This is a genomic window from Roseococcus sp. GW821-FHT12F05, from assembly GCF_058806835.1.
In genome coordinates this window covers 159,229-167,811 of sequence record NZ_JBXAQB010000017.1, presented here as the reverse complement: position 1 = coordinate 167,811, position 8,583 = coordinate 159,229, and the positions used below count along the sequence as shown (strand labels likewise).

Genomic DNA, 8,583 nt, shown 5'->3' with positions numbered 1-8,583 from the left:
CCCCCCCCCCCCCCCCCCCCCCCCCCCCCCCCCCCCCCCCCCCCCCCCCCCCCCCCCCCCCCCCCCCCCCCCCCCCGCCGAGCATTCTTCGGTTCTGCCCGGAAGCGCGGCCGGCCTACCGTCCGCCGGCGAGGCGCGCGCTGGGCGCCACGACCCGCTTCGCCACGGGGTCCCGGCTCGCCCGCTTGCGGCCGCGATCCTGCCAGACGAAGATGAGCGGGATGCAGGCCAGGGCGATCATGAACACCCCCAGCAGATGCGGCGCGATCTCTTCCAGATCGATGAACATGACTTAGCAAATCCTTGATCCGGGCCACGGCACGTTGACGCCGCTCGCCCACTCGTTATGCCCGTTCTAGGTTCGCATTCCTGAACCTGGACTGAGTGCCCGATTCAGCCGTCGTTCAGCCCTCCGGGACCAAATCACCGCCCGCATGCGTCGCCGCCTCCTGCCGCTCCTGGCCGTTTCCACCCTCCTGGCCGCGCCCGCCGCGGCGCAGGACCGGCGGGACCACGAGCGGGCCCGCGCGGCGCTGGAAGCCGGCCAGATCCGCCCCCTCTCCGAGCTCCTGACCGAGGTCGAGCGCCGCTACCGCGGCCGCGTCATCGAGGCGGAGCTGGAGCTGGACGACGGACAGTGGCTCTACGAGATCAAGATCCTGCCGCCCAACGGCCGGCTCTTCACGGTCGAGCTGGATGCGGCCACCGGCGCGCTGATCCGCTCGCGCGGCCCGGTGCAGGAGCGCGGCCCGAGCGACGCCCCCGTGCCCCGGACCTCGGCCGGCAAGCGCTAGAGACCGGCCGGGAACTTCCGCGGGCCGGAATTCCTGAACGGTCTCCGGGCCTTGCGGCCGCCGATGGACCGAACCCGCCCATCGCGTGCATGATCGCCGGATGCGCCTGCTCATCGTCGAGGACACCCCCGAGCTGCATCAGCAGCTCCGCACCGGCCTGACCGAGGCGGGCTTCGCCGTGGACGGCGCCATGGACGGCGAGGAGGCCCTGCATCTCGGCGAGACGGAGCCCTACGACGCCGTCGTGCTCGACCTCGGCCTGCCGCGCGTGGACGGCCTCACCGTGCTGCGCCGCTGGCGCGCGGCCGAGCGGACCATGCCCGTGCTCATCCTCACCGCCCGCGATTCCTGGAGCGAGAAGGTCGAGGGGCTGAATGCCGGCGCCGACGACTACCTCGCCAAGCCCTTCGCCATGGGCGAGCTGGTGGCCCGCCTCAACGCGCTGATCCGGCGGTCCAACGGTGTCGCCCGGCCCGAGCTCACCTTCGGCGACGTGCGGCTCGACACCGCCACCCGCGGCGTCTCGCGCGCGGGACAGGCGGTGCGGCTGACGGCGCTGGAATACGGGCTCTTCTCCTATCTCGCGCTGCATGCGGGACGGCCGGTCTCCAAGACCGAGCTGACCGAGCACCTCTACGCCCAGGATTTCGACCGCGACTCCAACACGCTGGAGGTCATCGTGGCGCGCCTGCGCCGCAAGCTCGGCGACGGGCTGATCGAGACGGTGCGCGGCCAGGGCTACCGGCTGGTGAACGCGGGGTGATGCGCCTCCGGCCCGGGCGGATCGCCGTTCCGCCTGCGGGGCGCTGAATGACGATTCCGCCGTGGATGGCCGGGCTCTGGGCCATGAACTCGGTCACCCGCAGGCTGGTGCTGCTCACCACGTTGTGGGTGTCGCTCGGCCTCGGGATGATCGCCTGGTTCGTGGTCCGCACGGACGAGCAGCAGATCCAGTCCACCGCCGATGCCCGCCTCGCCAGCCTGCTGGACGCCGTGGTGGCGGCCACCAGCTTCGACCCCTCCTCCGGCCCCGTCCTGACCCGGCCGCTGGCCGATCCGGAGTTCGAGCGGCCGCTCTCGGGCCATTACTGGCAGCTCACCGGCCCCGGCGGCGTGCAGGTGACGTCCCGCTCGCTCTGGGATTCGCGGCTCGGCCCGCCGCTGCGCGAGCCCGCCGAGGGCGTACGGGCCCGCAACATGGAGGGCCCGCGCGGCGAGGACCTGCGCGTGCTGGAGCGCGACGTGCAGATCGACAGCCGCTTCGGCCGGGTGCCCATCTCCGTCCAGGTCGCCTTCGGACGCGAGGGCACGGAGGACGAGATCTCTGACCTGCGCAGCAACGTCATCCTGGCCTTCGCCCTGCTGGGCACGGGGCTCGTGGTCGTGGTGGCGCTGCTGGTGGTCTGGGGGCTGCGGCCGCTGCGCCGCACGCAGCAGGAGCTGGCCGAGGTGCGCCAGGGGCGCCGCCTGCACATCGACGTGGTGGCGCCGCGCGAGATCGCGCCGCTGGTCACCGAGATCGAGGCCCTCATCGAGCAGAACCGCGCCACGGTGGAGCGCGCGCGCAACCACGTGGGCAACCTGGCCCATGCGCTGAAGACGCCGATCGCGGTGCTGCGCAACGCGCTGGAGGTCGGCGACGTCGCCGGCGCCAAGGCCCAGTCGGCGACGCTGGAGCGGCTGGTGCAGCACCATCTGCGCCGCGCGCGGGCGGGCGCGCTGGCGGGCTCGGCCGGGGCCGAGAGCGCGCCGCTGGCCGTCGCCGAGGCGCTGGCGACGGCGCTGCGCCGGCTGACCGCCGCGCGCGGCATCCAGATCCGCGTGGCCGGCGAGGCGGAGGCGCGGGTGCGCGCGGACAGCCAGGACCTGACCGAGATGCTGGGCAACCTGATGGAGAACGCCTGCAAGTACGGCAGCGGCCGGGTCGCGGTGCGGGTCTCGGTGGTGGATGCCGGACACATCGCGATCCTGGTGGAGGATGACGGGCCGGGGCTGCCGGAAGGACAGGACGGCGCGGCCCTGCTGCGCGGCGTGCGGCTGGACGAGGCCAAGCCGGGCTCGGGGCTGGGGCTGGCGATCGTGGGCGATCTGGCCTCGCTCTACGACGGCACGCTGACGCTGGAGCGCAGCACGCGGTTGGGCGGGCTGGCGGCGCGGCTCGAGCTGCCGGGACGGCTGGCGAGCGAGAAGTACCAGGGGCCGGATTGACCCGCCCATTTGAACGCAAGTGACGCGTCATCGAGCTGTCGCGCTTTCGGGCTGGCCTTCCGCCTGACCATTTCGTAACCATTGGCCAGGGCATGCAGGTTTTGGGAGCGCGTGTTGATTGGGATCCAGAAATGCGACGCGCTGATTGGCCAGCCCCGATGAGGCGGAGCCTTGGATGGCTGGGCCTGTCCCTCGCCCTGGCCCTGGCCGGGTGCGACGAGGAGAACCGCGCGGGAACGCCGGAAGCCCCGCCGACCGTCATGGTCGCGCAGCCGCTGGAGCGCGAGATCACCGATTGGGACGAGTTCACCGGTCGCTTCGTCGCCGTCGAGCGCGTGGACCTGCGCGCGCGCGTCAGCGGCACGCTGGAATCGGTGAACTTCACCGGCGGCCAGCTGGTGCGCGAGGGCGACGTGCTGTTCCGCATCGACCCCCGCCCCTTCCAGACCGTGGTGTCGGAGGCCGAGGGCCGGCTGGCCGAGGCGCGATCCCAGCTCGTGCTGGCGGAGCGGGAGCAGGAGCGCACGAACAGCCTGCTCAGCTACCGGGCCGCCACCCAGCAGAACGTGGAGCAGCGCACCCAGGGCGTGGCGGCGGCGCGCGCGCTGGTGATGCAGGCGGATGCCGGCCTCCAGCGAGCCCGGCTGAACCTGGACTTCACGACCGTCCGGGCGCCGCAGGGCGGGCGCATCGGGCGGCACTTGGTCAGCGTGGGCAACCTCGTCTCCGGCGGCGAGGCCAGCACGGCGACCCTGCTGGCCACCATCGTCACCATCGACCCGATCGAACTCTCCTTCGACATCGATCAGGCCTCTCTGCTGCGTTACGTGCGGCTGGCGGAGGCCGGTTCCCGCCCCTCCTCGCGCGACGTGGCGAACCCGGTGGAGCTGGCCCTGGCCGACGAGGTGGGCTTCCCGCATTCGGGACAGGTGGTCTTCGTGGACAACGAGGCGGATGCGGGCACCGGCACGCTCCGGCTGCGCGCGCGTTTCGCCAATCCGGCGCAGCTCTTCACGCCGGGCCAGTTCGCCCGGGTCCGGCTGCTCGGCAGCGCGCCCTACCGCGCGGTGATGATCCCGGATTCCGCCATCACCACCGACCAGTCGCGCCGGGTGGTCTACGTGGTCGGCCCCGGTAACAAGGTGGCGATGCACGAGGTGCAGCCGGGACCGCTGCATGACGGTCTCAGGGTGATCCGCAGCGGCATCGCGGCCGGCGACGCTGTCGTGGTGGGCGGCATCCCGCGCGTGCGGGTCGGCGTCGAGGTGACGCCGGAGCAGGCGCCGCCGCTTCAGCCCATGCCCGCCCGGCCCATGAGCAGGCAGATGGGCTCGGCCGCGCGACCCAATGGGCAGCCATGAACAACCTCGGCATCCTCTCCATCCGTCAGCCGGTGCTGGCCTGCGTCATGTCGCTGCTGCTGCTGATCGTCGGCGGGTTGGCGCTGCTGTCGCTGCCCATCTCGGAATACCCCAACGTCGTGCCGCCCACCGTGGTGGTGACGGCGAGCTACCCCGGCGCCAATGCGCAGACCGTGGCGGACACCGTGGCCGCGCCCATCGAGCAGGAGGTGAACGGCACCGAGGGCATGCTCTACATGTCCTCGCAATCCACCAGCGACGGGCGGATGGTGCTGACGGTCACCTTCCGCCTCGGCACCGACCCCGACCGCGCCCAGGTGCTGGTGCAGGGCGCCGTCAACGGCGCGCTGCCGCGCCTGCCGGAGGAGGTGCGGCGTTTCGGCGTCACCACGCGCAAGCTGGCGCTGGACCGGCTGATGATCATCTTCGTGACATCACCGGACCAGAGCTACGACCAGCTCTACGTCTCCAACTACGCGCTGCGCCAGGTGCGCGACGAGCTGCTGCGCATCGACGGCATCGGTGACATCGACATGCAGGGCGCGCGCGACTACGCGATGCGCATCTGGCTCGACCCCGACCGCATGGCGGCCCTCGGCATCACCGCCGAGGACGTCGTCGCCGCGGTGCAGTCGCAGAACACCCAGGTGGCGGGCGGCCTGCTGGCCGAGCCGCCGGTCTCGGACCAGGCCTTCCAGCCGAGCCTCGCCTTCCGCGGCCGGCTGGACCGGCCGGAGGAGTTCGAGAACATCGTCATCCGCGCGACGCGGGACGGGCGGCTGCTGCGGATCCGCGACATCGGCCGGGTGGAGCTGGGCGCCGCCTCCTACACAACGAATTCCACCCTGCAGGGCCAGCCGGCCGTGGCGCTGGCGATCACGCAGCGCCCCGGCTCGAATGCGCTCGCCACGGCGCAGATCATCCGTGACACGATGGCCCGCATCGAGCGGAACTTCCCGCCCGGCATTCACGCCGAGATCGCCTACGACCCGACGCGCTTCGTCGGCCAGAGCGTGAACGAGCTGGTGCACACGATCGGCGAGGCGGTCGCGCTGGTGGTGCTGGTGGTGCTGGTCTTCCTGCAGAACTGGCGCTCCACGATCATCCCCGTGCTGGCCATCCCGGTCTCGCTGATCGGCACCTTCGGCGTCATGGTCGCGCTCGGCTTCACGCTCAACGTGCTGACGCTGTTCGGGCTGGTGCTGGCGGTGGGCATCGTGGTGGACGACGCCATCGTCGTGGTGGAGAACGTCGACCGCCACCTGCGCGACACGCCCAGCCCGCAGCATGCGGCCATCGCCACCATGCAGGAGGTGGGCGGCGCGCTGGTCTCCATCGCGCTGGTGCTCTGCGCCGTCTTCGTGCCGACCGCCTTCCTCGACGGCATCGCCGGCCGCTTCTTCCTGCAGTTCGCCGTGACCATCGCGGTGGCGACGGCGCTGTCCTGCTTCTGCTCGCTGACCCTGAGCCCGGCGCTGGCCTCGCTGATCCTGAAGCGCCCGCCGCCGCCGTCCCAGCGCAGCCGCTCGCGCATCGCGCGGACCGTGCGCTGGCTGTCCGAGAACTTCAACATCGGCTTCGATCGGATGGCACGCGCCTATGGCCGGCTGGTGCGGCGGCTGACGCGGCATGTGCTGCCGATGCTGGCGCTCTACGCCCTGCTGATCGGCGCCGTCGTCTGGATCCTGTGGACGGCGCCGCAGGGCTTCCTGCCGACGCAGGACCGCGGCTACGCGGTGGTGTCGATCTCGCTGCCCGGCGGCGCGTCCCTCGCCCGCACCACGGAGATCGTGGAGCGCGCCGCCGCGATCGCGCGCGACATCCCGGGCATCGCCAGCGTCTCCGCCATCGCCGGCATCTCCGGCACCACCAACACGGCCGCGAGCGACGAGGGCACGGTGACGCCGGTCTTCGCCCCCTGGTCGGAGCGGCTGCCGCACGGGCAGACCTCGGCCTATATCGTGCGCGAGCTGCGCCGGCGCCTGGCCGTGCTGGCAGATGCGACGGTGGTGGTGATCCCGCCGCCGACCGTGCCGGGCCTGGGCACCGGCGCCGGCTTCGCGCTGCGGCTGGAGGACCGCACCGGCCGCGGCACGGCGATCCTGGAGGCCGCGACGCGCGAGCTGGTCCACGAGCTCTCCCGCACCCCCGGGATGACCGCCGTCTATTCGCCGTTCCGCATCGACGCGCCGCAGCTCGCCGTGGACATCGACCGCGCGCGGGCCGAGATGCTGGGGGTCTCCGCCGAGCGCCTCTCGCAATCCCTCGAGACGCTGCTCGGCTCCTCCTACATCAACGACTTCACCGCCTATGGCCGCAACTGGCGTGTGGTGGCGCAGGCATCCCCGGAATTCCGCCGCACCACGGCCGACCTCGCGCGGCTGCGCACACGCAACGAGGCCGGGCAGATGGTCCCGCTGGCCAGCGTGCTGACCATCCGCGACGTCACGGGGCCACCCCGCGTGCCGCGCTACAACATGTATCCCTCCGCCGAGATCTCGGGCGAGACCACGGCCGGCCTCGGCTCGTCGGCCGCCATCCGCATCGTGGAGCGCGTGGCGCAGCGGGTGCTGCCCGACGGCATCGGCTACGAATGGACCGACCTCTCCTTCGAGCAGACGCAGAGCGGCAATACCGGGGCGATGATCTTTCCGCTCTGCGTGCTCTTCGTCTACCTCGTGCTGGCGGCGCAGTACGGCTCCTGGAGCCTGCCCTTCGCGGTGATCCTGATCGTGCCGATGTGCCTGCTCACCTCCACCCTCGGCGTGCGGATGGCCGGCGAGGAGGTGACGGTGCTGACGCAGATCGGCTTCGTCGTGCTGGTCGGGCTGGCCGCGAAGAACGCCATCCTGATCGTGGAGTTCGCGCGCAACCTCGAGGAGGCCGGGCGCAGCGCGGCGGAAGCGGTGGCCGAGGCCTGCCGGCTGCGGCTGCGGGCCATCCTGATGACCTCGCTCGCCTTCATCCTCGGCGTGCTGCCGCTGGTGGTCTCGGAGGGCGCGGGGTCGGAGATGCGGCGGGCGGTGGGCACGGCGGTGTTCTTCGGGATGCTGGGCGTGACGGTCTTCGGCCTGATCTTCACGCCGATCTTCTATGTGGTGATCCGCCGCCTCTCCGGCAGCACGGACCCGTCGCCGATGCGCAAGCCGCGCGAGGCCGCGAGGGTGCCGGAGATGGCGAAGTGAGCCGTCACGCCAGTCACGCCAGCAGCGGTGCCACCCCCAGCGCATAGGCTAGCAGCGCCATCAGGGTGCCGCCCAGCGCCATGCCGCCCGTCATCGCCAGCGCGCGCCGGAACCCCGAGAGTCGCAGGGCCCGCGTCGCCAGCCAGAGCGCCGGCACCAGCGGCCCGAGCAGGAAGGTCACGATGATGGCGAAGGGCCAGGCGCTGTCCTGCGGGAACATGTGCTCGGCCGGCACGCCCCAGATCGCCGCGATCACCGGCGCGGCGGGCGCCAGCGCCAGGGCGCCGGGCAGGCCCATGCCGGGCACGATTCCCAAGATGGCAAGCCCCGCTCCCGCCAGGGAGGACCACAGGGCCGAGCGCCACCAGGGGCCCGGCGCCGCCATCGCCGCCGTCAGGCCTCGGTGGCGCTGCGCGGGCCGGTGATCATGGAGAGGAACTCGCGCCGGGTCGCATCATTGTGCCGGAAGGCGCCGAGCATGCGCGAGGTGACCATGGAGACGCCCGTCTTGTGCACGCCGCGCGTGGTCATGCACTGGTGGCCGGCCTCGATCACCACGGCCACGCCCTTGGGATGCAGCACGCTCTCGATGGTGTTGGCGATCTGCGCCGTCAGCTTCTCCTGGATCTGCAGGCGCTTGGCATAGGCGTCGATCACGCGCGCGATCTTGGAGATGCCCACCACCTTGCCGTCCGGCAGGTAGGCGACATGCGCCTTGCCGACGATGGGGACCATATGGTGCTCGCAATAGCTCTCGATCCGGATGTCGCGCAGCACGACCATCTCGTCATAGCCGTCCGTCTCCTCGAAGGAGCGGGCGAGCAGCTCGACGGGGTCGGTCCCGTAGCCGGCGAAGAACTCCTCGTAGGAGCGGACGACGCGGGCGGGCGTGTCGAGCAGGCCCTCGCGGTCCGGGTCGTCGCCGGCCCAGAGGAGCAGGGTGCGGACGGCGGCCTCGGCTTCCTCGCGCGTGGGCTTGACGGGGGTCGTCGCTTCTTCCGCCTTCCGATCGGGCGGCGCCTGGATGTTCATGGC

At 71.9% G+C, this 8,583-nt stretch carries 8 protein-coding genes; 5 read left to right on the top strand and 3 right to left on the bottom strand.

From position 1 onward, the window contains the following. Positions 1-115 precede the first annotated feature (115 nt). Positions 116-289, bottom strand: coding sequence for a hypothetical protein (locus AC1ROY_RS29330; protein ID WP_493152479.1), 174 nt, complete (start codon positions 287-289; stop codon positions 116-118). Between the two features lie 145 nt (positions 290-434). Here AC1ROY_RS29330 and AC1ROY_RS29325 point away from each other — a divergent pair, with 145 nt between their 5' ends. The 5 genes from AC1ROY_RS29325 (at position 435) to AC1ROY_RS29305 (ending at position 7,548) form a co-directional block, all read left to right on the top strand. Then, positions 435-794: a PepSY domain-containing protein gene (locus tag AC1ROY_RS29325; RefSeq protein WP_493152478.1), complete on the top strand. Its 360-nt coding sequence runs from the start codon at positions 435-437 to the stop codon at positions 792-794. A gap of 100 nt (positions 795-894) precedes the next feature. Next, complete coding sequence (locus tag AC1ROY_RS29320) at positions 895-1,557, top strand: response regulator (RefSeq protein ID WP_493152477.1); 663 nt, start codon at positions 895-897, stop codon at positions 1,555-1,557. Between the two features lie 47 nt (positions 1,558-1,604). After that, complete coding sequence (locus tag AC1ROY_RS29315; protein ID WP_493152476.1) at positions 1,605-3,002, top strand: sensor histidine kinase; 1,398 nt, start codon at positions 1,605-1,607, stop codon at positions 3,000-3,002. Between the two features lie 158 nt (positions 3,003-3,160). Beyond that, complete coding sequence (locus AC1ROY_RS29310) at positions 3,161-4,363, top strand: efflux RND transporter periplasmic adaptor subunit (protein WP_493152475.1); 1,203 nt, start codon at positions 3,161-3,163, stop codon at positions 4,361-4,363. Continuing rightward, positions 4,360-7,548: an efflux RND transporter permease subunit gene (locus AC1ROY_RS29305; protein WP_493152474.1), complete on the top strand. Its 3,189-nt coding sequence runs from the start codon at positions 4,360-4,362 to the stop codon at positions 7,546-7,548. The genes AC1ROY_RS29310 and AC1ROY_RS29305 overlap by 4 nt, the downstream gene beginning before the upstream one ends. Positions 7,549-7,561: 13 nt before the next feature. On the opposite strand, the gene AC1ROY_RS29300 is transcribed toward AC1ROY_RS29305, so the two are convergent. Together AC1ROY_RS29300 and folE are read right to left on the bottom strand one after the other, a co-directional pair. Further along, positions 7,562-7,864 (bottom strand): hypothetical protein, encoded by a 303-nt coding sequence (locus AC1ROY_RS29300; RefSeq protein WP_493152473.1) that lies wholly within the window; start codon positions 7,862-7,864, stop codon positions 7,562-7,564. 77 nt (positions 7,865-7,941) lie between these two features. Next, positions 7,942-8,580 (bottom strand): GTP cyclohydrolase I FolE, encoded by a 639-nt coding sequence (folE, locus tag AC1ROY_RS29295; RefSeq protein ID WP_493152472.1) that lies wholly within the window; start codon positions 8,578-8,580, stop codon positions 7,942-7,944. Positions 8,581-8,583: the final 3 nt, after the last annotated feature.

Coding starts and splice junctions, on each gene's coding strand:
- AC1ROY_RS29315 (WP_493152476.1), top strand. CDS start 1,605: ATGACGATTCCGCCGTGGATGGCCGGGCTCTGGGCCATGAACTCGGTC.
- AC1ROY_RS29310 (WP_493152475.1), top strand. CDS start 3,161: ATGAGGCGGAGCCTTGGATGGCTGGGCCTGTCCCTCGCCCTGGCCCTG.
- AC1ROY_RS29305 (WP_493152474.1), top strand. CDS start 4,360: ATGAACAACCTCGGCATCCTCTCCATCCGTCAGCCGGTGCTGGCCTGC.
- AC1ROY_RS29320 (WP_493152477.1), top strand. CDS start 895: ATGCGCCTGCTCATCGTCGAGGACACCCCCGAGCTGCATCAGCAGCTC.
- folE (WP_493152472.1), bottom strand. CDS start 8,580: ATGAACATCCAGGCGCCGCCCGATCGGAAGGCGGAAGAAGCGACGACC.
- AC1ROY_RS29325 (WP_493152478.1), top strand. CDS start 435: ATGCGTCGCCGCCTCCTGCCGCTCCTGGCCGTTTCCACCCTCCTGGCC.
- AC1ROY_RS29330 (WP_493152479.1), bottom strand. CDS start 289: ATGTTCATCGATCTGGAAGAGATCGCGCCGCATCTGCTGGGGGTGTTC.